The organism is Rothia sp. ZJ1223, assembly GCF_016900985.1.
GTDB lineage: Bacteria > Actinomycetota > Actinomycetes > Actinomycetales > Micrococcaceae > Rothia.
On record NZ_JAFEUT010000001.1, the window covers coordinates 344,659 to 371,227 of the forward strand.

Annotated in this window: 20 protein-coding genes and 1 pseudogene; 12 read left to right on the plus strand and 9 right to left on the minus strand. The window is 53.9% G+C overall.

The window, feature by feature from the left end:
• Positions 1–14: 14 nt before the first annotated feature.
• Together JTP09_RS01600 and JTP09_RS01605 are read right to left on the minus strand one after the other, a co-directional pair.
• Positions 15–1,050, minus strand: a pseudogene (locus JTP09_RS01600) (malate dehydrogenase).
• 52 nt (positions 1,051–1,102) lie between these two features.
• On the minus strand, positions 1,103–3,205 hold the full coding sequence (locus JTP09_RS01605) for a DNA topoisomerase IV subunit B (RefSeq protein ID WP_204876275.1): 2,103 nt from the start codon (positions 3,203–3,205) through the stop codon (positions 1,103–1,105).
• A gap of 220 nt (positions 3,206–3,425) precedes the next feature.
• Between JTP09_RS01605 and JTP09_RS01610 the strand changes: the two genes are divergently transcribed.
• Positions 3,426–3,620 carry a hypothetical protein gene (locus tag JTP09_RS01610; RefSeq protein WP_204876276.1) on the plus strand — a complete coding sequence of 65 codons (195 nt, stop codon included), beginning with the start codon at positions 3,426–3,428 and terminating at the stop codon, positions 3,618–3,620.
• 180 nt (positions 3,621–3,800) lie between these two features.
• Here the strand turns inward: JTP09_RS01610 and JTP09_RS01615 are convergent, their stop codons facing one another.
• The 3 genes from JTP09_RS01615 to JTP09_RS01625 all read right to left on the minus strand — a co-directional run bounded on the left by JTP09_RS01615 (position 3,801) and on the right by JTP09_RS01625 (position 8,050).
• A complete protein-coding gene (locus tag JTP09_RS01615) occupies positions 3,801–5,138 on the minus strand; it encodes an RNA polymerase sigma factor (protein ID WP_204876278.1) in 1,338 nt (445 codons plus the stop codon).
• Between the two features lie 262 nt (positions 5,139–5,400).
• Positions 5,401–6,852: a DUF4192 family protein gene (locus JTP09_RS01620; protein ID WP_204876279.1), complete on the minus strand. Its 1,452-nt coding sequence runs from the start codon at positions 6,850–6,852 to the stop codon at positions 5,401–5,403.
• A 265-nt stretch (positions 6,853–7,117) separates the two neighbouring features.
• A complete protein-coding gene (locus JTP09_RS01625; RefSeq protein ID WP_204876280.1) occupies positions 7,118–8,050 on the minus strand; it encodes a proteasome assembly chaperone family protein in 933 nt (310 codons plus the stop codon).
• A gap of 299 nt (positions 8,051–8,349) precedes the next feature.
• Between JTP09_RS01625 and JTP09_RS01630 the strand changes: the two genes are divergently transcribed.
• From JTP09_RS01630 to JTP09_RS01645, 4 genes are all read left to right on the plus strand, one after another.
• The gene (locus JTP09_RS01630; RefSeq protein ID WP_204876281.1) at positions 8,350–9,861 is read left to right on the plus strand and encodes a leucyl aminopeptidase; all 1,512 of its coding nucleotides are present in this window, start codon (positions 8,350–8,352) and stop codon (positions 9,859–9,861) included.
• A 371-nt stretch (positions 9,862–10,232) separates the two neighbouring features.
• On the plus strand, positions 10,233–11,612 hold the full coding sequence (gene lpdA, locus JTP09_RS01635) for a dihydrolipoyl dehydrogenase (protein WP_204876282.1): 1,380 nt from the start codon (positions 10,233–10,235) through the stop codon (positions 11,610–11,612).
• Positions 11,613–11,721: 109 nt separating this feature from the next.
• Positions 11,722–13,401: a 2-oxoglutarate dehydrogenase, E2 component, dihydrolipoamide succinyltransferase gene (gene sucB / locus JTP09_RS01640; protein WP_204876283.1), complete on the plus strand. Its 1,680-nt coding sequence runs from the start codon at positions 11,722–11,724 to the stop codon at positions 13,399–13,401.
• A gap of 197 nt (positions 13,402–13,598) precedes the next feature.
• A complete protein-coding gene (locus JTP09_RS01645) occupies positions 13,599–13,967 on the plus strand; it encodes a hypothetical protein (protein WP_204876284.1) in 369 nt (122 codons plus the stop codon).
• Positions 13,968–14,052: 85 nt separating this feature from the next.
• On the opposite strand, the gene JTP09_RS01650 is transcribed toward JTP09_RS01645, so the two are convergent.
• Positions 14,053–15,666 carry a hypothetical protein gene (locus JTP09_RS01650; RefSeq protein WP_204876286.1) on the minus strand — a complete coding sequence of 538 codons (1,614 nt, stop codon included), beginning with the start codon at positions 15,664–15,666 and terminating at the stop codon, positions 14,053–14,055.
• 193 nt (positions 15,667–15,859) lie between these two features.
• On the opposite strand from JTP09_RS01650, the gene lipB reads away from it, so the two are divergent.
• The 3 genes from lipB (at position 15,860) to JTP09_RS01665 (ending at position 18,482) form a co-directional block, all read left to right on the plus strand.
• The gene (lipB, locus tag JTP09_RS01655) at positions 15,860–16,555 is read left to right on the plus strand and encodes a lipoyl(octanoyl) transferase LipB (RefSeq protein ID WP_204876287.1); all 696 of its coding nucleotides are present in this window, start codon (positions 15,860–15,862) and stop codon (positions 16,553–16,555) included.
• Between the two features lie 42 nt (positions 16,556–16,597).
• Positions 16,598–17,614 (plus strand): lipoyl synthase, encoded by a 1,017-nt coding sequence (gene lipA, locus JTP09_RS01660; RefSeq protein ID WP_204876288.1) that lies wholly within the window; start codon positions 16,598–16,600, stop codon positions 17,612–17,614.
• Positions 17,615–17,744: 130 nt separating this feature from the next.
• Positions 17,745–18,482 carry a DUF4191 domain-containing protein gene (locus tag JTP09_RS01665; RefSeq protein ID WP_255521860.1) on the plus strand — a complete coding sequence of 246 codons (738 nt, stop codon included), beginning with the start codon at positions 17,745–17,747 and terminating at the stop codon, positions 18,480–18,482.
• 123 nt (positions 18,483–18,605) lie between these two features.
• Here the strand turns inward: JTP09_RS01665 and JTP09_RS01670 are convergent, their stop codons facing one another.
• On the minus strand, positions 18,606–19,019 hold the full coding sequence (locus JTP09_RS01670; protein ID WP_239478545.1) for an RDD family protein: 414 nt from the start codon (positions 19,017–19,019) through the stop codon (positions 18,606–18,608).
• Between the two features lie 240 nt (positions 19,020–19,259).
• Between JTP09_RS01670 and glnA the strand changes: the two genes are divergently transcribed.
• Positions 19,260–20,684, plus strand: coding sequence for a type I glutamate--ammonia ligase (gene glnA / locus JTP09_RS01675; protein WP_204876290.1), 1,425 nt, complete (start codon positions 19,260–19,262; stop codon positions 20,682–20,684).
• Between the two features lie 282 nt (positions 20,685–20,966).
• On the opposite strand, the gene JTP09_RS01680 is transcribed toward glnA, so the two are convergent.
• A complete protein-coding gene (locus JTP09_RS01680; protein ID WP_204876291.1) occupies positions 20,967–21,179 on the minus strand; it encodes a hypothetical protein in 213 nt (70 codons plus the stop codon).
• A 406-nt stretch (positions 21,180–21,585) separates the two neighbouring features.
• On the opposite strand from JTP09_RS01680, the gene budA reads away from it, so the two are divergent.
• From budA to JTP09_RS01695, 3 genes are read left to right on the plus strand one after another with little or no spacing between them, the layout of a single operon-like run.
• Complete coding sequence (gene budA / locus JTP09_RS01685) at positions 21,586–22,338, plus strand: acetolactate decarboxylase (protein ID WP_204876292.1); 753 nt, start codon at positions 21,586–21,588, stop codon at positions 22,336–22,338.
• 36 nt (positions 22,339–22,374) lie between these two features.
• Positions 22,375–22,758, plus strand: a complete 384-nt coding sequence (locus JTP09_RS01690; RefSeq protein ID WP_204876293.1) for a DMT family transporter — start codon at positions 22,375–22,377, stop codon at positions 22,756–22,758.
• Positions 22,759–22,782: 24 nt separating this feature from the next.
• Complete coding sequence (locus JTP09_RS01695; protein WP_204876296.1) at positions 22,783–23,286, plus strand: EamA family transporter; 504 nt, start codon at positions 22,783–22,785, stop codon at positions 23,284–23,286.
• 17 nt (positions 23,287–23,303) lie between these two features.
• On the opposite strand, the gene JTP09_RS01700 is transcribed toward JTP09_RS01695, so the two are convergent.
• Positions 23,304–26,489, minus strand: a complete 3,186-nt coding sequence (locus JTP09_RS01700) for a bifunctional [glutamine synthetase] adenylyltransferase/[glutamine synthetase]-adenylyl-L-tyrosine phosphorylase (RefSeq protein WP_370592465.1) — start codon at positions 26,487–26,489, stop codon at positions 23,304–23,306.
• Between the last annotated feature and the right edge of the window lie 80 nt (positions 26,490–26,569).

Below are 26,569 nucleotides of genomic sequence, written 5' to 3' on the forward strand. Positions count from 1 at the left end.
CATCTTTATTGTTTTTAGAGGGATTCACCCAATAGCCCTAGTGTTTTCACAGCTTCTTTTTCGTCAAGCAGTTCTTGAACGGTCTTATCGATGTATTTTTGTGAAAATTCATCGATTTCATAGCTGTTATCTATTTCATAGCAACCATTATCACAGATAACCGGGAATGAAGAAATAATTCCCTCAGTAACCCCGTATTGGCCGGCGCTCAGCACGCCCATCGAAACGGGTTCTCCCCCCACTACCGAGTATCCAGGAGCGCATATGAGAAATTGCGCCGTGAGCAGCAGAAGCCACCGATGAGCCACCGCGCACCTCAATAATTTCAGCACCACGCTTTGCTACTTTGGGAATAAAGACGCCAGAAATCCACTGCTCATCTTTGCCGTGTTCACGCAGAACACCCCGAGCCGCGCGTCCTGCAATCCTTGCGTTGAAAATATCGGGGTACTGGCTTGCCGAATGGTTACCCCAAATCGCCAACTTCTTGATATCGCTCACGCGCGTATTAGTTGCTGCCGCCAGCTGAGCCAGTGCCCGGTGATGGTCCAGACGGGTCAGCGCAGTGAAACGCTCCGAGGGAACGTCAGGAGCGTGCGAAGCGGCAATCAGCGCATTAGTGTTCGCAGGGTTACCCACCACAACCACCTTGATGTCATCAGCTGCAGACTTGCTAATAGCAGCGCCCTGCTGCGAGAAAATAGCACCGTTAGCTTCGAGCAAGTCAGCACGTTCCATACCAGTAGTGCGAGGACGCGCACCAATCAGCATACCAATATTGGCGCCCTCAAAAGCCTGCTGAGGGTCATCAAAAATATCTACCGATTCGAGAAGCTCAAAAGCGCAATCTTCGAGTTCCATCGCCGCGCCTTCGGCAGCTTTGACACCCCGAGGAGGAATCTCTAGCAGGCGCAGGCGCACCGGAGTGTCAGCGCCCAGCATCTCACCGGCTGCAATGCGGAACATGGTGGCATAACCAATCTGACCACCCGCGCCGGTGAGGGTAATAGCAACTGGCTTTTTCTGTGATTGTGAGTCAGAAGTAAACATAACCCCATCTTAGTGAATCACATCACCAAAATGGGGTTAGCTGCCAGCGTGGCTACATATCGATTTGCGACTGATCCAGCTGGTGCGCACCGTTGATAATAAACTCCTTGCGCGGGGCAACCTCAGAGCCCATCAACAGCGAGAAAGCACGTTCTGCAGCTTCAGCGTCCTCAACACGCACGCGACGCAACATGCGGTGACGCGGGTCCATGGTGGTTTCAGCCAGCTGATCTGCATCCATCTCGCCCAAACCCTTATAGCGCTGAATAGGCTCTTTGTAGTTTCTGCCCGTAGCCTCCAGCTCCTTGAGCAGGTTATTCAGCTCGCGTTCGGAATAGGTGTAGACCATCTCGTTCGCCTTGCCGCGGTTAATGATCTCAACCCGGTGCAGAGGCGGAACAGCCGCGTACACTTTACCAGCGGTAATCAGCGGCTTCATGTAGCGGAAGAAGAGGGTCAGTAGCAGAGTGCGGATGTGGGCGCCGTCCACGTCCGCGTCCGTCATCATAATAATCTTGCCGTAGCGGGCAGCATCTACATCAAAGGTACGCCCGGAGCCAGCACCAATCACCTGAATAATCGCGGCACACTCGGTGTTTGCCAGCATATCGGTCAGTGAGGCTTTTTGAACGTTGAGGATCTTACCGCGAATGGGCAGCAGCGCCTGGTAGGAGGAAGAACGCGCCAACCGGGCAGTGCCCAGCGCTGAGTCGCCCTCCACGATAAAGAGTTCGGTCTTTTCAGCGTCCCCGTTGCGGCAATCAACTAACTTAGCGGGCATAGACGATGATTCCAAGGCAGTCTTACGACGCTGAGTTTCTTTGTGGACGCGCGCAGACACACGCGCCTTCATCTCGGCAACAACCTTCTCACTCAGAGCATGAGCCTGTGCCTTTTCGGCGCGAGCCGTTGACTTGAATTTTTCAGCCAGTGCCCGTGCAACCACCTTAGACACGATGGCACGCACAGCCGGGGTACCCAGGATCTCCTTGGTCTGACCCTCAAACTGAGGCTCAGCCAGACGAACCGTCAGCACGGCGGTCAAACCTGCCATTGCGTCGTCTTTTTCGATCTTATCGTTACCCACCTTGTACTTGCGGGCGTTACCGACAAGGTGCTTGCGGAAGGTCTTCAGCAACCCCTGCTCAAACCCGGCAAGGTGCGTACCACCCTTGGGGGTGGCGATGATATTAACGAAGGTATTGATTTTAGTCTCGTACCCCACGCCCCAGCGCAGAGCAATATCAACTTCGCATTCGCGCTCAACGTCAGTAAGTTTTGAGTGACCGTTAACATCGAGCACCGGCACGGTCTCAGTGAACGTGTCCCGCCCTGTAAAACGCCAAATATCGGTCACCGAGGTATCAGGTGCTAGGTACTCAACGAACTCAGAGATGCCGCCATCGTGCTGAAAAACCTCTTCGTGGGTTTCAAACTCCCCCGGGGTTCCGGCAACACGACGCTCATCGCGAATAGTAATGCGTAAACCGGGAATCAGGAAGGAAGTCTGCCGGGCGCGAGCCGCAAGGTTCTCGTAGCTGAACTTCGCATCCGGGGTGAAAATCTGAGGGTCAGCCCAGTAACGTACACGGGTGCCGGTCACCCCGCGCTTCGCCTTACCGACCACCTGCAAAGAATCATTAGCATCAGCAGTAGGCGTAAATTCGGCGTCAGGTTTGGGGGTACGAGCAGTTTCAAACACGCCGGGAATACCGTGGCGGAAACTCATCTGGTAGGTTTTACCGCCGCGATCTACCTGAACGTCCAGGCGAGCAGACAGCGCATTCACTACAGACGCACCTACACCGTGCAGACCACCGGAGGCATTGTATGAACCGCCGCCGAACTTACCGCCAGCGTGCAACTTGGTAAACACCACTTCAAGGCCGGTTAGACCGGTGCGTGGCTCAATATCGGTGGGAATACCACGGCCGTCGTCCTGCACCTCAACTGAACCATCTTTGTGCAAAATAATGTTGATCGACTGACCGTACCCAGCAAGGGCTTCATCCACCGAGTTGTCGATGATCTCCCACAAACAGTGCATAAGACCGCGCGAATCGGTTGAACCAATGTACATCCCCGGACGCTTGCGGACGGCTTCGAGCCCTTCAAGTACCGAGAGGTTACTGGCTGTGTAGTTGGATGCTGCCACGTCGTGTATTACTCCTGCTGCACAAGATAAAAGTGAACTTCTTTAGTCTAGTCGCTTTTTGCAGTAGCCGCGCTCAATCACCGGTGTTCGTGGTGGGTGAACAGGCACTAGCTACCAGCGAACACCGCTACCTGTACCCGTTCGCAGGTGGTTGTATGAAGTGTACGCAAAAAATGATTCGGCATGTGAAGATGCCGAGCTACTTTAGAAGGGGCACGCTATGACTGCAACAGTAGCTGAAACCCGAGAACTGCTCGTAACCGACCGCTGCGATGCATGCGGCGCTCAGGCTTACGTACGTGCGACTCTCAGCAGCGGTGACCTGCTGTTCTGCGGTCACCATGCCCGCGCTAATGAAGAAGCCGTGCGTTCCATTGCTCTTGAGTGGGACGATCAGACCGACCGCATCAAGTAAACGCTCACGCGGTTCTCTGTTAGTTTTTATCAAGGACGCGCCCTCCCATTCACCGGTGGAAGGGCGCGTTTTTGATGTGTGCTTTTTGTTTCTGGTCGCAGAAAAGGAAAACCCACCCGATCCCCTAGGTGTCAAGGGAGCGGGTGGGTTTTCTTTTCTCAGCTTGTACCTGTCTACTGCTTAGTCGAGGTAGTCACGCAGCACCTGGCTACGTGAGGGGTGGCGTAGTTTCGACATGGTCTTCGACTCAATCTGACGGATACGCTCGCGTGTAACCCCGTAGACCTTACCGATTTCGTCCAGGGTTTTTGCCTGACCGTCGGTCATACCGAAGCGCATGGCGACAACGCCGGCTTCGCGTTCTGACAGGGTGTCAAGGACGGAGTGGAGCTGTTCCTGCAATAGGGTGAAGGAGACAGCGTCGGCAGGTACGACTGCTTCTGAGTCTTCAATGAGGTCACCGAATTCTGAGTCACCGTCTTCGCCCAGCGGGGTGTGCAGTGAGATGGGTTCGCGACCGTACTTTTGAACTTCGATAACCTTCTCGGGGCTCATGTCGAGTTCTTTAGCGAGCTCTTCCGGGTTAGGTTCGCGACCGAGGTCCTGAAGCATCTGACGCTGAACACGGGCGAGCTTGTTGATGACTTCTACCATGTGTACGGGAATACGGATGGTACGGGCCTGGTCTGCCATCGCTCGGGTGATTGCCTGACGGATCCACCAGGTTGCGTAGGTTGAGAACTTGAAGCCCTTAGAGTAGTCGAACTTCTCAACAGCGCGAATGAGACCGAGGTTGCCTTCCTGAATCAAGTCCAAAAAAAGCATACCGCGACCGGTGTAGCGCTTCGCGAGCGATACCACCAGTCGGAGATTAGCTTCAAGCAGGTGGTTTTTAGCGCGCTTGCCGTCGTGGATAACCCAGCGCAGCTCTTTTTTGAGTGCGGGATCCATGTCAGGGTTTTCTTTGAGCTTGTGCTCTGCGTAGAGACCAGCCTCAATACGCATGGCGAGGTCGACCTCCTGCTCAGCGTTCAGCAGGGAGACCTTACCAATTTGCTTGAGGTAGTCCTTGACGGGGTCAGCGGTTGCTCCGGGGGTGACCACGCGAATGGCAGGTGCGTCGTCGTCGTCGTTAGTGGTGAGCACGAAGCCGTTGCCCTTGGCAGCTACTGCCTCAGACTCTTTTTTCTCGGAGTCTTTTTCTGACTCTTCTTCGTCCTCATCAACGGGATTTCCCTCAGCGTCATCGGCATCTACGCCACCGATTTCGATGTCTTCGCCGTCGACTTCTTCTTCGTCCTCAAACTCGTCAGCTTTTTTCTTCGCTTTGCGAGTTGTTGCGCCGGCTTTGGTCTTGCGGGGTGTCTTTTGGGGTGAAGTAGTCTCTGTAGACTCTACTTCTTCGTTCTCGCTTTCAACTTTGGTTGCCTTGGAGCGAGTGCTCACTTTTTTGGTAGCGGTCTTACGCTTGGTAGTAGCGCCGTTTTCCGCGGTCTTCTTGCTAGCAGCAGGTGACACACAAAACCTTTCTATTGGAGGCTGAGTAACATTAGGGCAACGTTGAGCCCAGCCAAAACACCTATGACCCTGTCAAATTCTGCGAACGTTTTTGGTTCGTGAGTGGGCCGGTGTTTCAGGGCTAACCGCTAGTACGTGACAGGCGGTCGAGCGCTTTTATTCCCGCGAGGGGATTCAGCTACTCGTCAGATTGACGGGGTCAAGGCTTTATTATTCCAGAAATATTTTGAAAAATATATCTCTACCTCTTGTGTTGCACACGTTAATTAGGTAAATCGAACTCGCGTCCACGCCAGGCTTGTTCGCCCGAGGTACACCAAAGAGGCAAGAAGTTATGGTTAATTGCCTCTTCAAAAGCAATAAATTCGGGGGTCTCTTGGTGGTCTCTACTGCTCATGAGCAGGGTATGCGCTTGACTTGAGCTGCCGCGTAGCCAGTGAATCCAACCTAATAGAGCAAGGACGCGCCCCATCACATCGGGCGTGCATATGCCGCGCACGAGGTGTAGCAGTATTTCAAGGGCTTCGAGTCTTAGCCAGGGTGGCGCTTGCGGCGTGGTTCCCATGAGGTAGCTGGCGATAGTATCCAGTGCATTTTCTAACGTCGCACCGACCTGCGTGCCGGAATCTACCGAGTTCGTTGAAGGTTCTTGATTCGGTTGTACCGCCCTCATGGTGGATTTAGGCAGTAACAAGGGTACTGGCGCGGTGCTGACAGCGCCGACGGGGGTTGCCAGGTGATCGAGTTCTGCCAGTGACCTTGTGACCGTTGAAAGACCTACGCAAGCCACACCCATAACGAGCTGGGAGCTTCCCATAGTCGTCAGGGTTGATGCCAGATATCCCGCCACCTCGGCAGGTAAAGCCGAGCGTATCTTGTCAGCCCAATGCGTATCAAGTGCAGAGCGGTTATCAGGATGGCAGATATTTTCAATGGTGGTGATGGCATCATCCCAGAGCGTAAATTCTGCTGTCTTTTGAGCAGTGTAATTCAGGCAGTAGCTTTCAGAATTACTTGTCATCGCCCGGTAAGACTGCGCCCAAAAGACAGCATCATCGTGCCAGCTGTTCGCGGTAGGGGCATCTCGCGAAGCATCAACGTTCCAGTACTGGCGTTCGGCGTGTTCTTGAAGGGTTTTTGAGGGAGTTGATCCTGAAAATACTTGCTCTGAGTAGTGGTCACTGAGAACAATATCTTCTACAAAACCGTCGAAGCTAAATTCCGCAGCGGGGTCGTTGGTGTGCCACCGGGTGTAGGTGTTAATAAAAAGCATGCAGGTAAGGTCAAAGGGGCTTTTTTCAATAGCTGTGTAGGTAGATGAAACCCATTCTTGGGCACGGCCCGTCGCCAGTGCATCTTGCTGAATGAGTTCAAGTTCAGGTTGCCAGCTCTGACCCGAGTGAATGTTATGAGCATCGGTAGTGCCCGTTTCGCCGAAGATAAGGCAGAAGATACTGTTTAATGTTTCACCGTCACGGTCTTGGGTGGGTATCATCTGCAAAATTTCGGTCAGAAAATCATGTTTTTCATCAGCTGTGATGTCTTGAACCCAATCAGCTCGTAGGCACGGACCAATACCGCCAGGAGTGGTGGCAAGAAAAACAATGGAGTGTTCTGGCCAGTACCCTAGAGAATGCACTACGTAAGCGGTGAGGTCGGCGCTGGTTCGAATGGGGCTCATGGTTTTAACTGTGGAGTGTGGTAGGTGATTCATGCTCCTAACAGTGAGCTAGCAAGAGTGGGAGCGTAAAGTTCTTTTCGAAAATGTGGATAACTTTACGTGAGGTAACCGTTTTTGGTTACGGTGACGGCGTGGATGTGTCCACAGTTGCCCTGTGTCCACAACTTCCGACTCGTCCTTCTTTCTGCGGGTCGTCCCCGGCGTGCGCACTGTTGCCCAACCTAAAAATCCCACTACCGGCTCTTACCGGTAACGGGATTTTCAGTGTGTATCTCAGGCACCTGGCACGGTGTGTACGCTATTCCTCAGTGTCTTCTTTGTGCTCAAGGTGCGCGAGGTATTCTTCGATTTGCGCGCCGATTTCATCACGGTCGGGAATGAGCCCTGCTTCGCGTTCGGCGAGCGGCAGTAATTGCAGGTTTGCGGTTTTGGCGTGAAAATCGTAGTTCTCTTCCAAACGCTCAATCATGGCGCCAATTTCGGGGTTAGCTTTGACCTGCTCGTCAATCTGAAGTTTGACGTCAGCGGAGGCGTCCCGCAGAGGGTCTGAGGGCAAAGAGAGCTTGGCAGCCATGGAAAGGTGCTCCATCGCCAGCAGGGTAGACTGCGGTAGGTCTGCCTCAGAGAGGTACTGGGGAACGTTGATGCCAAACCCAACGGTGTCGACTTTGTTCTCGCCCAAAGCGATTTCGAGCAAGGACGACATCGAACCGGGCATTTCGGCAACAGGTTTCCACGCCGAGATACCGCGGGTAAGGTCTTTACGCGAGCCGTGGGCGGTCACCGGCAACGGACGCGTGTGCGGCACCGGCATAGGAAATCCCGAGACGAAGAGAGCAAGAGAGACCTCAAGCTTTTGGACGATAGAGGTAACCGCAGCTGAGAACCGCTGCCACTGCAAATCAGGCTCTGCCCCAGAAAGCAGCAGAAAAGGAGTATCGAGGCGGTCTTCCACCAGATAAAGTTTCAGCTCAGGCAAAATAGCGCGCTCAAAATGATCCTCTTTAAAACGCACACGGGGTCTGCGGGTTCTGTAGTCGTGCAGCTGATCAACATCGAATTCAATGAGAGCTGCGTTTTCGAGTTCTTTGAGCAGAACCTTACCCAAATGACCGGCTGTGCCACCGGCGTCCTGTGGGTGTGAAAGGGCAATAACCAGCGGAAGCCCTTTGAGAGCCGGGTTCTCAAAGATACCGGCTTTAGCAAGGTACAAAGTTTCGGGATTCAGCATGGGATCCCCCTCCTTGGTTCTGCGCGAAAAGATCAGGTACGAAATAATTTTTCGTATCAAGGCATTTTATACTGTTCTGCCCGGTGCAGGCACCCATTGGTGAGGGCGATTGCGTTCAGGTGCAAGCATTCGGCAATTTATTTTATTCCCGTCAATCCACCTGGCAAGGCTACCTCCAACGAAAATGGCGCTGGCTACGTATATTTCTTGTGGTTGACAACACCGATTCAGTACTCTTGGAAGTACACATGCTAGGCAAGGTCGCAACGAACGCATAATCTAAAAAGAAAGTAGCAGGTATGTCTGAACTTACACTGTCAGTTTCATCAAAAGACCTCGAATCCCTTGAAGCGGATGCGCTGGTTCTGGGTGTCTACTCCCATAAAGAGGGCGCATATTTGGCGGATTCATCGCTGAGTGATGAAACACGCGAAAGCATTGAATCTGTTCTCGACGATTTGGGTATTACTGGTTCAGCTGACCAAGTGTACCGCCTTCCCGGTATTGAGGATGTAGAAACCCGCTGTGTAGTGCTAACCGGCTTGGGCACTCAGCATGAGGACGCGCTCGCGGCATCAAATGCTCTACGCTACGGGGTCGGCTCAGCGGTTCGTCAGCTTGCCGGTATTGAAAGCATCATTGTTGATGTGCCCGTTTCTTCAACCGAGGATCTCGCAGCTGTTGCTGAGGGCATCGCGCTAGGCGCTTTCACGGACGCGCAGTTGAAGGTAACTAGCGCTGATTCAGTTAAGCAGCCGGTAAGCTCGGCGGTTATCCTGACTGATATTTCAGTCGATGATGCTGAGGCAGCTCTTGAGCGTGCGCTGGTTCTGGGCGAAGCCGTACACCACACTCGCGTCCTGGTGAATACTCCCCCGTCTCACCTCTACCCCGAAACTTTTGCGCAGGCAGCTCAAGATCGTGTTGAGGGTTTGAGCAACGTTTCGGTACGTGTCTTCGAACCTTCCGAGCTTGAGGCTGAGGGCTTTGGCGGCATTATGGGCGTCGGTAGGGGTTCAGAGCGCGGTCCGCGTTTTGTTGAGGTCAAGTATGCACCTAGCGATGCGAAATCTACCGTTGCGTTGGTGGGTAAGGGCATCACTTTTGATTCCGGTGGTCTTTCTATTAAGCCCGGCGCTGCGATGATGACGATGAAGTGCGATATGGCAGGTGCTGCCTCTGTGCTCAATGCTGTTGCAGCAGTTGCTGAGCTCAAGTTACCCGTTGCCGTGACCGCCTATCTGTGCTTGGCTGAGAACATGCCATCCGGTACTGCTACTCGCCCCGAAGATGTGCTGACGATGCGCGGCGGCACCACCGTTGAGGTGCTGAATACTGACGCTGAGGGACGCCTGGTTATGGCGGACGGTCTTGCCTACGCTTCAGAACAGAACCCCGACGTCATTTTGGATGTCGCGACATTGACCGGTGCGCAGATGATTGCTTTAGGTACCCGCACCTCAGCTGTCATGGGTGATGAGTCAGTGCGTCAGGAAGTCGTTGAGGCAGCTCGCGCTGCCGGTGAAGACTTCTGGCCCATGCCCATGCCTGCGCATCTGCGTTCGGGACTGAACTCACAGGTAGCTGATTTGAAGAACATCGGCAGCCGTTTCGGTGGCATGCTCTCAGCTGGTTTGTTCCTCAAGGAGTTTGTGGGCAGCCGTGATGAGCAGAGCATTCCTTGGGCGCATCTTGATATTGCATCGCCCGCTTTCAATGAAGAGTCACCTTTTGGTTTTACTCCTAAGGAGGGTACCGGTCATTCCGTTGCAACCCTGCTAGCTTTCGTTGAGGCACGAGCTCAAGGCTAAAACGCCGAGCACTTATCGGCTGAAAGTTGCACTCACATGAGCGGACGAGGTGGTGAAGCAGGTACTCGAAAGTTGGGGTATTCACTCACCACCTTGTGTGTATCTGTGGCTCTATATCTTGCTCTCATTTACTTTTGGGCGCCTCCCCAAGGTTTCCTGCTAGCGAAAGGCAAGCAGGTGCCCTAAACGTGAAGAGATGCTTAGGAGACGTCTCTATTCACCCCGAGGTGTGGCAATCTTCACCAACACGACTTAGAGTAGAGTCACCACAAAGTAGAGCCTGCGTTCAACAAGCGATAAGCTAGTGAACGAACTACAACAATAAATAACGGGGCATGTGCCCCGAACATTCAACATGAGGGAGCATTAACGTGGCCGTTTCGGCAGCAGCTCAGGAATTTGACATTCTCATTCTCGGCGGCGGTAGCGCAGGTTACTCCGCAGCACTTCGCGCAGTTCAGCTAGGTTTCACCGTGGGCATGATTGAAAAATCAAAGCTCGGCGGTACCTGCTTGCACACTGGCTGCATCCCCACCAAGGCTTACCTGCACGCAGCAGAGGTTGCTGAGGAATCTCAGCACTCAGAGAAGTTTGGCGTCAACGTTACTTTCGAGTCCGTAGACATGGCTAAGGTACGTGAGTACAAGGACGGCATCGTTGCCGGTAAATTCAAGGGACTTTCAGGTCTTTTGAAGATGAAGAAAGTAACCGTTATTGAGGGTGAAGGCAAGCTCACCGGTACCGATACCATCACCGTAGATGGCACCGAGTACAAGGGCAAGCACATCATTCTTGCAACCGGTTCAGTTTCACGCACCATGGGTATTGAAATCCGTGACCGCGTACTGACCTCAACTGAAGCTCTACAAATGGACTACCTGCCCAAGAGCGCAATCGTACTCGGCGGCGGTGTTATCGGTTCAGAGTTTGCTTCAATGTGGAACTCCATGGGCGTTGAGGTCACCATCGTTGAGGGTGCGAAGTCATTGGTACCCAACGAAGACCCTGCAATTATCAAGGTTGTTGAGCGCGAGTTCAAGAAGCGTGGCATCAAGTCGAACTTGGGCACTTTCTTCGAGAAGGTTGAGCAGGATTCAAACGGTGCAAAGGTAACCCTAGCTGACGGTAAAGAATTCGAGGCTGAGATTGTTCTCGTTGCTGTGGGTCGTGGTCCCAACACCGAAGGCTTCGGCTACGAGGAACAGGGCATCACCATGGATCGCGGTTTCGTGATCCCCAACGAGCGTCTGCACACCGGTATCGGCAACATCTACGCTATTGGCGACATCGTGCCCGGCGTTCAGCTGGCTCACCGCGGCTACCAGCAGGGTCGCTTCGTTGCTGAAGAAATCGCTGGTCTGAACCCAATGGTTGTTGAAGACATCAACATCCCCAAGGTAACCTACTGCGACCCTGAAATCGCTTCTGTCGGTTACTCACAGCCCAAGGCTGAAGAGAAGTTCGGTAAAGAGAACATTCAGGTTGCTGAATACAACCTGGCTGGCAACGGTAAGTCCTCCATCTTGGGCACCGGTGGTCTGGTCAAGGTTGTTCGCGAGAAGGACGGCCCCATCATCGGCGTTCACGCAGTCGGCAAGCGCATGGGCGAGCAGATTGGCGAGGCTCAGATGTGGGTTGTCTGGGAAGCATTCCCCGAAGACGTCGCACAGTTCCTGCACGCACACCCCACCCAGAATGAAGCACTGGGCGAGGCAGCAATGGCACTGGCAGGCGCACCCCTCCACGGCTAAATTTTTCCACGCAAGGACGCGCGTCCTGCACCCCACAGGGGCTTTCAGGGCGCGCGTCTTGCCCCAATAAGTTTGTAGCATCACTATCAAAGGACGGAAAAGAGACATCATGTCCACTACTGTTGAACTGCCCGCACTGGGCGAATCAGTCACCGAGGGTACCGTTACCCGCTGGTTGGTTGAAGTTGGCGACACCGTTTCAGTAGACGATCCCATCGTTGAAATCTCAACCGACAAGGTTGATACCGAGGTCCCCTCACCCGTAGCAGGTACCATCGAGAAGATTCTTGTCGAGGAAGACGAGGACATCGAGGTTGGTGCCGCTCTGGTTATCATTGGTGACGGCTCAGGTTCTGCTCAAGAAGAAGCTCCTGCCACAGAAGAGCCTGCTGAGGAAGAGGCACCTGCTGCTGAGGAGAAGAAGGAAGAAGCACCCAAGGCTTCATCAGGGTCAGCTGAGGGTCAGGAAGTTACCCTTCCTGCTCTGGGCGAATCAGTCACCGAAGGCACCATCACTCGCTGGCTGAAAGAAGTTGGCGAAGAGGTTGCAGTTGATGAGCCCCTCGTTGAAATCTCAACCGACAAGGTTGATACCGAGGTCCCCTCACCTGTAGCAGGTACCCTGCTCGAAATCCGTATTCAGGAAGACGAAGACGCTGAGGTTGGTCAGGTTCTGGCTATCATCGGTGACGCATCAGCCGCTTCAACACCTGCTGAAGAGAAGAAGGAAGAAGCACCCGCTGCTGAAGAACAGGCAGAGGCACCCAAGGCTGAAGAGAAGCCCGCTAAGGAGAAGAAGGAAGAAGCACCCGCTGCTGAAACTTCCTCAGAATCAACCGGCGATGTCTACGTGACTCCCCTAGTGCGCAAGCTTGCAAAGCAGGAAGGCATTGACCTTTCAACCGTCAAGGGCACCGGCGTTGGAGGTCGCATCCGTAAGCAGGATGTTCAGGCTGCGGTAGAGGCTAAGAAGTCATCAGCACCTGCTGATGAAGCCCCCAAGGCTGAAACTGATGCACCCGCTGCTGAGAAGAAGACAGCGCCTGCCGCTCCCGCAGCGTCCTCAAAGCGCGGCACCACCGAGAAGGCACCCCGAATCCGCCAGACCGTTGCAAAGCGTATGGTTGAGTCACTGGCTACCTCAGCTCAGCTGACCACCGTTCAGGAAATCGATTTGACCCGTCTGGTTGCTCTGCGCAACAAGGCGAAGGACGGCTTCGCAGCTCGCGAGGGCGCAAAGCTCACTTTCCTACCCTTCTTCACCAAGGCAGTCACCGAAGCTCTGCAGCAGTTCCCGCAGTTCAACTCCTCCATGTCAGATGACTTCAAGGAAATCACCTACCACGGTTCAGAGAACATTGGTTTGGCAGTAGACACCCCCAAGGGTCTGCTGGTTCCCGTTGTCAAGGACGCAGGCGATTTGAATATTGCTGGCTTGGCAAAGAAGATTGGCGACATCGCCAAGCGTGCGCGCGACGGTCAGGTAGGTCCTGAGGAGCTCTCAGGCTCAACCTTCACCATTTCTTCAACCGGTCAGACCGGCGGTGTCTTCTTCACCCCGATCATCAACCAACCCAACGTTGCAATCTTGGGTATCGGTTCAACTAACAAGCGCCCCGCTATTATTCAGGACGCTGAAGGTAACGATGTCATTGCTGTTCGCAGCTTGGCTTACTTCTCACTGACCTACGATCACCGCGTCGTAGACGGTGCAGATGCAGGTCGCTTCTTGAACTTCCTCAAGCAGCGCCTGGAAGAAGCAGCGTTCGACGCTGAGCTGGGACTGTAACATCAACTATGATGTTTGAGAGTCGGGCTAGATTCTAGTTCTGCTCATCCCATAAGGGGCTTAACCGAGAGTATTTTCGGTTAAGCCCCTTATCGTTTTTATACAAGTTGCCTTAGCGTATAGGCGTTTAGTCACAGTTTGTCATATGCTGACATACTGTCACCACATTCCCCAGCTTGTCTCCTAGAGTAGTAACTATGAATATTGCTTTGAACGTTCTTCTTTTTATGCACATCGTGAGCATCGCGATGGTCTTCGGTATCTGGGTGGCTAACTTTAAGCGCGCGGTTGTTGTGCCCGGTCAGTTCCACGCAGCCCTCTTGGCAGTGATTACCGGTTTTGCCCTGTACTTCATCAACATGAGCCAGGGTCTACAGCTCAATCACATGCTAATCGGTATCAAGATGGTTCTTGCGCTGATCGTCTGCGTTGCAGCTTTTGTTGGTCAGAAGAAGTACAAGGACGCGCATCTTGCAGCACGTCCTGAGGCTGGTCGCAACATCGCGCTCGCTCACACCGTAGGTGGTCTTGCCCTGATTAATATTGGCATTGCTGTCTTTATGTAAAGGTTTGAGGTTCGCACCTCGTTCGTGTGTAACGATGCCCGGTACTTTCGCGTACCGGGCATCGTTTGTTTTATAGGTGTGCCTCTTACGAGGACGTGGGCAGTGGGGTGGGCTCGTGCAGGGGCTCGGCAGTCAAAAGTTTCCATTGTTCGCCCTCGCGCTGAAGAGTCATACGCACTTGCTGCTGTTGCAGGCTCTGGTTGCCTGTATCCGTTCCTGACGTTTCACGCTGGAGGGTAACGGTAGCTACTGTTTGTTGCTCTTGGGCGACCACGTCTTGAACAGCGCTGACGGTTAGGGGCTGTTGATCTAGAACCCGTTGAGTGTCAGCTGCGATAAGGTCAGTATCTGCCTTTGCCACCGGAGAATCTGCCACAGCGTATGAAGTGACGGCGTCGGCATTGCCACTGCCCAAGACTCGATTGCGTTTATCAATTACGGCAGCAATGTCTTCACTAATTGCTATGCTCTCGGTGTTTTCTGGTGTGCGGGTGGGTTCTGCTGGCGGGGCGTTACCCGCCGGTGTCAGGTCGCCCGGTGGTTGATGGTTATCTGCTTCTTGATCCACAACGGGTGCATCCACAACGGGTTCGGTGTGCAATACGGTGTCAGGCTCGCTATCCATGAAGGTCATGATTCCTGAGCTAATGCCAAGGATCGCTACCCCGGCGGCAAGCGGTAGCAGCAGTTTCTTCTTCCTCAGCTCACTGCCGAGCATGGTTTTCTTGGGTTGAAGGGTTCGGGTAGCTGCTGGTATCACGGGGCGTTTTTTGTTGGCGCGCGGTGGAGCGACCGGCGTTTGGAAGACCGCGGGCAGGCGTCCGCTCATTTCAGGAGGCACTACATCGTGCAGTTGCATGCGGGTGGGTTTAGCAAAGGCTGCGAGGGCAGTGGTGATTTCGTTGAGCTGAGGGATTGTCTCAGCAGGTGCGTCCAGAGCCAGTTCAAGGACGCGGGCTAGCGCCGCGGGAGCCTCGGGCACGCTGAGTGAAAGCGGTTTGCGTATTACCCCGTCTTTGGGTTTTTCGCCGGTGAGCATGAGCCAGATGAGGGTGGCGAGGGTGCGGGTGTCTGCGGCGATGTGTTGGGTGGTGAGGTGCGGGAGTGCACCGCGGTAGTCGTGCAGGGGTGCCAGTAGTTGAGCGTGGGAGTTGAGGGTGATGAGAATGTGGTCGGTGGTCATGCCGTGGTAGGCGAACTGGTGTTGGTGTGCCCAGGTGAGGGCGTTTGCAAGGTCTTCAGCCAGGGCTGTGACGTCACCGGGGGTGAGTTGGGTGCGTTGGCCAAGCAGGCTCTTTAGAGTGCAAGCGCCGGTAGTTGAGTACCAGTGTTCGGTGGTGGCACTGCCGGGGCGGTAGGTTGCGAGCGGGGCAATGCTCTCAGGTACCTCAAGGGAGGCGAATCTTTCGAGGCTGCGGGTGGTGAGCTGTTCACGAAGATCACTGCGTAATAGAGTGTATTCGCCTGCTTCGAGGGAAAGTTCTTGGGCTTGGGCGGCGGTGCAATCAACGTGGAATAGTGTTCCTTCGGCACGCGGTGGGTAGGTGAATATTAACCGGTACTCCCCCAATTCTGGTTGCGGGGTAAGCGGTGACTGAGCCGCCGAATTTTCGTGCTGAGAGTAGGCTGGAGGTTCTAGCGGAATCCAGTGGTCAATGCCGTGAGTGTTTGATGGTGATAGTGGTTCGTTGGTGTTCATGGGTACAGGTGTACACTATTTTCTGCACGAGTATTAAAAGTTATCCACAGGTAGAGGTTTTCACCGCGAAATAGCGCGGTTTTTAAGCGGTAGTTGGTGGCGTAACATTTTGACTTTATTCCCGGTTGCGCCTTTGGTGAATCACACAGCGTTACCAGTTTTTGAAAGCTGTTTTAGGCGTTAGGGTAGATACATGGCTGTGATATTTGAACGGATGGGTTTAGCGCCCTCGTATGTTGATTATGAGGTGGCATTAGCTCGGCAGGTGGAGCTTCTGCAGGAGGTTGCTGCTCTCAAACGTCAGAACACAGTGCTTTTGCTGGAGCATCAGGCGGTGTTCACTGCCGGTAAGCTCACCGAAGATCACGAGTATCCCACCGATAGTTCTATTCCGGTGGTAAAGACTGACCGCGGTGGAAAGCTCACTTGGCACGGCCCCGGTCAGCTCACCGGCTACCCCATTCTGCGTCTTCCTCTGCCTTTTGATGTGGTCAAGTACGTTCGTATTCTTGAGGAAATTATTATCAATGTCGTGGCGCATTTCGGTATTAAGGGTGAGCGTGTAGAGGGTCGTTCGGGAGTCTGGGTGTTAGGCGACGGTATTTCAGCCGATAAGAAGATTGCAGCCATTGGCATCCGTGTTTCACAACGCACCACCATGCACGGCTTTGCGCTGAACTGTTCTAACGAAACCAACCCCTTTGGCATGTTTATACCTTGCGGTATTACGGACGCTGGGGTCACAACAATTAGCGAGCAGGTGGGGCGTACGGTAACCCCCGAAGAGGTGCTGCCACTGGTAGAGGCTGAATTTGAAAAGTATGCCCATCAGTTAGCCCTCGATTTTGAGCCCGGTGACTCACCAGGTGATCACGGTTTCACCCGATAAGTTTTCTAAGAAAAAAGTTGATGTATTACAAGGAGATTGCTGATGTCTAACGCTGTTGAGGCTGGTCGCAAGCTACTGCGCGTTGAGGCGCGTAACGCTGAGGTGCCCATTGAAAAGAAGCCTCACTGGATTAAGACCAAGGCTAAAGTTGGCCCGAACTACGGCGATATGGTTGAGCTTTCCACCGGTAGCGGTTTGCACACGGTCTGTGAAGAAGCAGGCTGCCCCAACATTTACGAGTGCTGGGAAGACCGCGAGGCTACTTATCTGATCGGTGGTTCTGAGTGTACGCGTCGTTGTGATTTTTGCATGATTGACACCGGTAAGCCGGTTGCCCTCGATAAAACCGAGCCGATTAAGGTTGCCCTCAACGTGAAGAAGATGGGTTTGCGCTATACCACTGTTACTGGTGTGGCGCGCGATGATCTTGAGGACGGCGGTGCCTGGATTTACGCTGAAACTATTCGTCAGATTCACCGTATTGCCCCCAATACCGGTGTGGAAATTCTAATTCCCGATTTCCGCGGTAAAGAAGAAGACGTTCAGCAGGTCATTGATGCCCAGCCTGAGGTTTTCGCTCATAACCTTGAGACGGTGCCCCGTATTTTCCGTCAGATTCGCCCTGCTTTCCGCTACGAGCGTTCCTTGGACGTCATTACCCAGGGTAAAGAAGCCGGTTTGGTGACCAAGTCGAACCTGATTCTGGGCATGGGTGAAACGAACGAAGAGGTCTACGAAGCTTTGTGCGACTTGCACGATGCTGGCTGTGACATTATTACTCTCACCCAGTACCTGCGCCCCGGTCCGCTCTTTCACCCCATCGACCGCTGGGTGAAGCCGCAGGAATTTGTGGAGTTCTCCAGACTTGCTGAAGAAATCGGTTTTGCCGGTGTTATGGCAGGTCCCATGGTTCGTTCCTCTTACCGTGCAGGCAAGCTCTGGGCACGCGCTATGAAGAAGAACGGACGCGAGATTCCGGCTCACCTTTCGCACATCGATGACTCGGGCTTCGCTGCCCAGGAAGCCTCCTCCTTGGTGGCTGCCGGTCTCGGTGCCTAAAACCTTTCATCGTAACGGTGGTGGTTCTAACCAGGTTCAAGGTTAGAACCACCACCGTTACTAGGTTAGAATGGTGTTTTGCAGTTTGACACTGCCTTAACACCATTCGCTGTATTAGTGAGGATTCACTGTGACTCAACCAGCCTCAAGTAAGCGCGCTTCATCCAAGCGAGCTGAGAAAAAAGAAAAGAAGGACAAGCGTCCGGGCATGTTCGCCCAGATGAAGCAGGTCTACAAGATGACCAAAGAAGCTGACCCGAACATCGGGTTGATTATGCTTCTTTCGGCGCTCGGCGTGCTGCTGTTCTTCTTGATTATTGGTTTCTTGTTGAACAACTGGATCACTTTCTTATTGGTCGGTCTTCCTCTTGCTGTTCTGGTTGCAGTTATCATTCTTTCGCGTCGCGCTGAGAAAGCAGCTTTCTCACAGATTGACGGTCAGCCCGGTGCATCCGGTGCCGCACTGAGCACCCTGCGTCGCGGTTGGATTGTCAGCCAGCAGCCCAGCTCGGTTAACCCCCGCACCCAGGACGTCGTCTTTCGCGCCATTGGTCGCCCCGGCGTTGTCTTGGTAACGGAAGGTCCCACCGACCGTGTGGCTCAGCTAGTGAATAAAGAAAAGGCTCAGTTGCGCAAGGTCGCTCCCAACGTGCCTGTTCACGTCATCAACACCGGTAACGCTGAGGGGCAGACCCCGGTGAAGAAAGTTGCCTCAGCTATGAAGAAGCTGGAGAAAAAGCTCACCCAGCAAGAGGTGCATGCCATCAATAACCGCCTCACCTCACTCGGTGGTATGAACCTACCCATGCCCAAGGGTGTAGATCCCATGCGTGCACGCCCCGACCGTAAGGCAATGCGCGGTCGCTAAGGCTTGGCTCGGTATCTCACTGAGTAGCTCATATTATTCAACGTACAAGGCGCGTCCTTTGACTGTGTAAACAGCCGAAGGACGCGTCTTGCGTGTCCAGGAGCTAGTAGCCTATTGCGCTGACTAACGGATGCGTGCCAAGACGCTACCGCGGGCTTGATCATGCATGCCCCGCTGGTCTTTGTCCATCACAAAAACCGGGATCACCAGAGCAATCAGTATCGCTCGCACTGCCGCCCGACCGTAGCCAACGGGCTGACCGTCAAGAGTCTGCACTTGCATTCCCAAGAGCAGATGCCCCAGGGTATGCCCACTAAACCCCACAGTCACTATCTGGTAAAGAGTGAAGAAAACAATGATGAGCAGCTGGTCGTTCGCCCACGAGGTCAGCATCATCAGTCCGTAACATAGGTACCAGTCAATCAAAAAAGCAAAGAGACGCCGCGGGATTCTCGCAATCGCCCCAGGGCCGTCAATGGGGCGTCCAGCGTCCTGCCCGGGATAGTACTGCGCCGCTTCGGGTGTCTTTTCAGCCATCGTTGCCTTCATCGTCAGTGGGATTATGCGTCATCAAAAGACCATTACGAGATCTTTTACCTTTCTTAGTGTAGTCGGGGGCAACCCGCTGATAGCATTTGGTCTTGTTACATCTCAGAAACATAGCAGACACCTTGAGGCAAAATTATGTTTCTAGAGTTGTAGATAAATCAACCGGTGGGCTTGTCTCAGGCACCGGGTTTTACGTCAAAGAGCTGACAACTAAGGAGAACAGTCACCATGTTCGAAAGCGCACAGGAAGTCCTTGACTTCATTAAAGAAGAAGAAATCGTCTTCGTCGATATCCGTTTCACCGATATGCCCGGCGTCCAGCAGCACTTTAACCTCCCGGCGAAGGCAATCGATGAGGATTTCTTTATCAATGGCCAGCTTTTTGATGGTTCTTCTATCCGCGGTTTCCAGGGCATCGCTGAATCAGATATGCAGCTGATCCCCGATATCGCTTCAGCTTACGTTGATCCCTTCCGTGTTGAGAAGACCCTCGTTGTTATTTGCTCCATCGTGAATCCCCGCACCGGTGAACCCTACCGCCGCGACCCCCGTGGCGTTGCTGAGCGCGCCGAAGAATACTTGAAGTCAACCGGCATTGCTGATACCGCTTTCTTCGCATCAGAAGCTGAGTTCTTCGTCTTTGAGGACGTACGCTACGAAGTTTCACCCCAGAAGACCTTCTTCAGCATTGACTCCGACGAGGCTTACTGGAACTCCGGTCGTAAAGAAGAGGGCGGCAATCTGGGTAACAAGACCCCTCTCAAGGGCGGTTACTTCCCCGTCTCACCCGTTGATAAGCAGGCAGATTTGCGTGACGCCATGTGCGTAGCAATGGACGAGGTCGGTCTCGAAGTTGAGCGCTCACACCACGAGGTAGGCGCAGCTGGTCAGGCTGAAATCAACTACAAGTTTGATACCCTCACTAAGGCAGCAGATGACCTGCTCAAATTCAAGTACGTTATCAAGAACACCGCAGATGCCTACGGCAAGACCGTAACCTTCATGCCCAAGCCCGTTTTCGGTGACAATGGTTCGGGTATGCACTGCCACCAGTCACTGTGGCAGGACGGCGAGCCCCTCTTCTATGATGAACGTGGCTACGCTAACCTCTCAGATATTGCCCGCTGGTACATCGGCGGTCTGATTGAGCACTCCTCAGCGGTTTTGGCGTTCACCAACCCCACTGTGAACTCTTATAAGCGTCTGGTACCCGGTTACGAGGCACCCGTGAACATGGTCTACTCGCAGGGTAACCGTTCAGCAGGTATCCGCATTCCGATTACCGGTACCAACCCCAAGGCTAAGCGCCTGGAGTTCCGCGCACCTGACCCCTCATCGAACCCCTACTTCGCATTTGCGGCTCAGTTGATGGCGGGTCTTGACGGCATCCGCAACCGCATTGAGCCCCCTGCCCCCATCGATAAGGATCTTTACGAGCTACCCGCTGAAGAAGCTAAGGACATCAAGAAGGCTCCTGCCAGCCTCGAAGAGGCACTGGCTGCGCTGGAAGCTGACTACGACTTCTTGCTCGAAGGCGATGTCTTCACCGAAGACCTGATTCAGGCGTGGATTGACTACAAGCGCACCTACGAGCTGGAGCCTCTTTCACTGGTGCCCCACCCCCTGGAATACCAGATGTACTACGGTGTCTAATCCGTAGGCGTTGATGAGGCATTATCAGAGCGGACGCGTCCGGTGAGGTAACGCTAATTACTTCACCGGATGCGTCTGTGTTCAAGGAGGTTTGTTCAGAAAGGGTAAAACCAGCTTGAGAATACAGCAGCGGTAAACCACTTTTTCATCCGAGTTCGCTAACGCGCACAAGGGATACTTATGCATTTACTTGAGCATGAGAAGTTAGAGCGATGCGTGTCCGTTTGGAACGTCCAAACGGGCACACGTTGTTGGAAGTAAGCGTCTATAGATTAAAGAAATCTATTTTTCGAAGCTGCGCTGACGTTCTTCCCATTGCTTCTTATCTTGATAGAGGTTGTTTGCAAAAATAGCCATGAAAATAAATGAAATGGCTGCGACTATCGAACCTATTATAGGGTTCTGGTGTACTGTCATGCTAAATCTTTGTAAGTCAGCAAAACAGATATAGATACCAGTAGCAACGAAAAGACCAGAAAGCAACAGACCTTGCACGTTCTTCCATTTACGCTGTGATCTGTTTTCCCATGCTATTTTCAGTTCCTCAATCTTTATGACGAAAAACAGGGTTGCAGAGCATCGACACCAGTGAGCGCGTTTAATATACCTCTGGTATCACTCTCAACAGTGCGACCAGCAAGGATGCAGAACTCTGTACATCGAGATAAAGTTTAGATGAGATACAAAGCATAATTCAATACTTTTTTGAAAATACTTGGCTGAGTTTTCAAAGTTATTGATTTATCGTACACAAGGTATGGTAAAATTCACCCACCATCAACCCACATACATCAGAAACTTCATACCCACGCGCCCTTTCCAGAGAGTAACGTAAAAGAAGAAACCAACCCCAGGTGTTCCACCTCTGCCAAAACACGCGAACAGTCCAAGGAGTCCTCTCATGGCATACGAACCCAAACGCCTTGGCGGCGAGACCATCTACCGCAACGAGGTTTTTCAGACCGGTCTCATGTCGCAGCTACTCGATGGTATTTACGACGGTGAGATGACCGTGGGTGAGCTGCTGGGGCACGGCAATTTCGGGGTGGGCACCTTCAACGGACTTGACGGTGAGATGATTGTGCTGGACGGTAATTGCTATCAGATGCGCCATGATGGCTCTATTGAGCCGGCGAGTTTAGATCAACAGACCCCTTTTGCTGTGGTGATGAACTTTGTGCCTACTATTCGTCGGGGGTTGCCCAATAACATCATTCGCAAGTCGGCGGCGCAGGTACTTGATGATTTCACGGTGTCGAAAAACTATATGTACGCGGTAAAAATTGTGGGCGATTTTGAGTGGGTCCGTACCCGTACTGTGCAAAAACAAGAAAAACCCTACCCCAAGATGGTTGAAGCGACCGAGAACGATGAGGTCGTACAGTTTGATAAGGTGCGCGGCACTATTGTTGGTTTTAGAACGCCCATTTATGAACAGGGCATTGGTGTGCCGGGCTGTCACGCTCATTTTATTGATGACGAGCACGAAAAAGGCGGGCACGTCATCGACTTCAAACTCGATAACGCCTACGTTGAAATCTGCATCGGCACCAATTTGAACTTGCATCTACCGCTAACGGAGGCTTTCTCAGAGGCAGATCTCTCCCCCGAAGATCTTGCAGAACAAATTAGTAGAGCTGAAAAGCATGCCTAATTGCTAGCCAGTAGACCACGTTAGTGAGGAAGATTTTTGGCTTCTATTCTTTATCCCAAGATGAACATGGGCACTCAGGGCACTGGCGTTCTGCTGGTTTTGCTGTCGTGCCTTTCTTTGCAGGTGGGTGCGGCATTCGCGGTGCAGCTGTTTCCGCTCATTGGTGCCTGGTCAGTGACCTGTCTGTGTCCGTGCGTTGCTGCCCTGTTCGTGTGCGCTATGGCGCGTCCGCGCGTCACCGGCTGGAACAAGACGCAGGTATCGTCGGTCATTCTTTTTGGTGTGGCGATGGGCGCTATGAACATCGCTTTCTACCACGCCATTGAACTCTTCCCCTTGGGATTGGCTGTCGCCTTGGAGTTCACCGGTCCACTCGCTTTGGCAGTGGCGCTCTCCCGCAAGAAAATTGACGCGCTGTAGATTCTGAGTGCCCTCATCGGTTTAGTGCTCTTGGGCTGGGAGGCTGCCCACAACGCTGAGCTTTCACTCTTAGGCATGGGCTACGCACTCATTGCCGGTTTTTTCTGGGCACTTTACATTACGGGTAGTGAGAAGGTCGGACGCGTGGTACCGGGTAACGGCGGGCTAGCCGGTGCGATGGTGGTCGGGGCGCTGATGACTATTCCTGCCGGTGGTACCGGTGCCCTCTCTGTCTTTGGGGATGCCAAATTATTGCTCTTCGCGATCGGTACAGGGCTCATGGCATCCGTCGTTCCCTGCCTCGCTGAGCTTGCGGCATTGCGACGCCTGCCCCGCCATATATTCTCCATTTTGCTGAGCTTAGAACCGGCGATTGCTGCCCTCGCAGGATGGATGCTACTTGCCCAGCATAGCGGGGTCTTACGGTGGGCAGCTATGGTGATGCTCATGGTCGCTAGCCTAGGCATCACCTTCACTTCACGGCAAGAGGCGCGAGCTAATTCCCGCCGCCTCGAACAAGCTACCTAAGACAGCAACCAAAGATTTTAACGGTTGAGAAAATCTGTATCAAAGAATAGCCTCTCGTAGACAGCGCGTGCCCTGCGGGTCAGGCGCAGATAGTCTTCTTCAAGGACGCGGGCGCTACCGGGTGGGTAGCCGCACCAGCGAGCGATCGACTCGACATCAGGTCCTGGTGCGCCGAGGGTGTCCGAGGCGCGTCCGGTGCGCAGCACATTACCCGAGCGTATCTTGGTTGCCAGTTTCCACGCCGATTCAAGAACCTGAGCATCCGACACATCGATAATGCCCGCCTCATGTGCAGTGTGAAGGGCAGTGAGCGTTCCGGTAGTTTGCAGGGAAGGGGTGGCATAGGCACAGCACAGCTGAATGAGCTGAGTAATCCATTCGACGTCAGACAGTCCCCCGCGCCCCAGCTTGAGCTGACGGGTTCTATCGGCACCACGGGGCAGGCGCTCGTTCTCCACCCTCGCCTTCATACGGCGGATTTCAATGACCTGCTGCGCGGTAAATTGAGACGGGTAGCGGTAGGGGTTAATGAGCTTCACAAAAGCGTCCTGCACTTGCTGATCACCGGCGATAGGCTCAGCGCGCAGCAGCGCTTGAAACTCCCAGGTATCAGCCCAGCGCTCGTAGTATTCGCGGAATGACTCTAGCGAACGTACCATGGGTCCCGACTTACCTTCGGGGCGCAAGTCGGCATCTATTTCAAGGACGCGTTCGGCACGGATCGCCGGTTTGCAGGGCTGTTTGAGCAGAGCTGTCATGCGGGCAATCACAGCGGTTGCTTGGCTTTGCGCCTGGCTCTCATCAACGCCCTCGTGCGGTACGTGAACGTACATGAGATCAGCATCAGAGCCGTAACCAATTTCAGCACCGCCCTGTCTGCCCATAGCAATCACGGCAACGTCAGTGATCTGAACGGTAGTCTCTTCGGGGTCTGGAGCGTCGGTGGCTTGGGCAGTGAGTTGCCCAAACATCTCCCTGGTTACGATGGTGAGGGCGGCTTCGATGGTGGCACGGTCGATGCTGGAGAGCCCGCGCATGACGGCTTCGAGGTCGAGGACGCCGGTGGTCTCGCCCATGGCGATGCGTAGCAGTTCGCGGCGGCGGCGCAGACGCACGGTGCGGATGGCTGATGCCGAATCGGTGTGGCGTGCGAGCTGGGACTGCATTTCTTGACGGAGGGTATCAATCTCCCTCGGCTGTAAATCAGCGTTGCGATCGAGCCAGGCGATGGCCTCGGGTTCTACCTCAATCAGGTCGGCAACGAAACGCGAAGAGGCAAGAATAGTACACAGACGCTCAGCAGCGGCTGTTGAGTCGCGGAGCATCCGCAGGTACCAGGGGGTAGAGCCCAGCGCCTCTGATACACGACGGAAACCCAGCAGACCGGCATCCGGATCAACCCCGCGCGCGAACCAGCCCAGCAGGGCAGGCATGAGAGTGCGCTGAATTTCGGCGCTACGTTGCAAGCCCTTGGTGAGTGCCTGAATATGGCGCATCGCTCCCTTGGGGTCTTTGTAGCCCAGCGCTGCCAGACGGTCGCGCGCTGACTCCTCAGACAGGGCAACATCGGCTTTGGAAAGGTGAGCAACGGCAGCCAGTAGCGGTCTGAAGAAGAGACGTTCGTGCAAAGAGCGCACCGAACGTTTGATCTTCTGACACTCTTTGAGCAAGGACTCGGCATTGAGCGCACCGATGTCTTGTGGAGAGCTCAACGAACGCGCCAGAATGCGCTGCTCATGTTCTTTGGCGGGCATCAAGTGGGTGCGTCGCAGATGGAGCAACTGAATACGGTGTTCCATGGTGCGCAAGAACTTGTAGTCGTGCAGAAACTGCTGTGCGTCGTTTCTACCGATAAAACTTGCCTTTGACAGGGCAAGTAGGGAGTCGGTGGTGGTTTGGGTACGCACGCTCTCATCGGTTCTACCGTGTACCAGCTGCAGCAGCTGCACCGTGAACTCAACATCGCGCAGACCGCCGGGACCCAGTTTAATCTGACGGTCTACCTCTGCGGCGGGAATATTGTCGGTCACGCGGGCGCGCATCGTCTGAACGGACTGGACGAAACCTTCGCGTGAGACTGATTCCCAAATGAAAGGACGCATGGCACGCGACCACCGTGCCCCGAGTTCAGGGTCACCTGCTATGGGGCGGGCTTTGAGCAGCGCTTGAAACTCCCAGTTTTCTGCCCAGCGCTTGTAGTAGCTGGTGTAGGAGTCCACGGTGCGAACGAGGGCACCGTCTTTGCCTTCGGGGCGCAGATTCGTATCCACTTCCCACAGGGCGGGTTCGGGAGCAGGTGCCATGATGGCTTTAGAGAGGGCTTGAACAAGCTCAGTGCCTACCTGGCTCAACTCGTTGTCGGTTAGCGCGCTAGCTCCTTCTGGGAGTTCGCTTAAGGGAGTGTGCCCCACCGCGTAGACCACATCAACATCAGAAATATAGTTGAGTTCGCGAGCGCCGCATTTGCCCATACCAATGATTGCCAGACGGGTGGCAGCGACTTCCTCCGGGGTGCAGCTTTGACCCACCTCAGCACGAGCGATTGCTAGGGCACCCTCTAAAGCGGCGGCGGCAAGATCAGCTAAATAACGGCCGATGGTGGGCATGAAGTCTACCGGGTCTTCGTGCGTTACATCCATCAGAGCAAGTTCGGCGAGGTGGCGTCGGTAGACTGAACGCAACTCAACGTATGCTTTTTTACCCGTGATTGTTGCTACCGGGGCGTGAGCCTGGGCATCCGCGCCTAACGCTGTCAAAATTTCGGTGCGATAGAGGGTATCGAGCGGGGCGATAGCAATCTGCGCCTCCCCGTCAGTATCAGGCAGTAGCGATGAGGGGAACTCCTGAAGCTGATTGAAGGAAAGACCACCAGTAAAAATCTCGCTGTGCTGGGGTCTGCGCACTAAGAAATCACCAATAGCGGATGAAGCTCCCAGCAGCCGGTAGAGCCCTAGCGCGTCTGCACCCTTGTTGGCTTCACTCAACAGCTCGGGGGCTTTATCAAGCAGGCGGACGAGGGACGGCAAGGCAGTATCGGGGGACGCCGCTGTACGCAACCCCGCTAAGATTGCCTGTTGGTCAGCTGTTTTTAGCTCAGGTGCATCCAGCCACCGACGCATTTTCTGGGGCTCGGCGAACCCAGCGCTCAACATGGTCGAAAGCAGCTTCTTTTCTGCCTTGGCATCAGTTTCGGGTGCAGCCACAGTAAAAACTTTCTAGACGGTGGGCAAGGTAACCGGTTCGAGGCACAGAGGTGAAACCTGCACTGTGCCCCGAGAAGTTA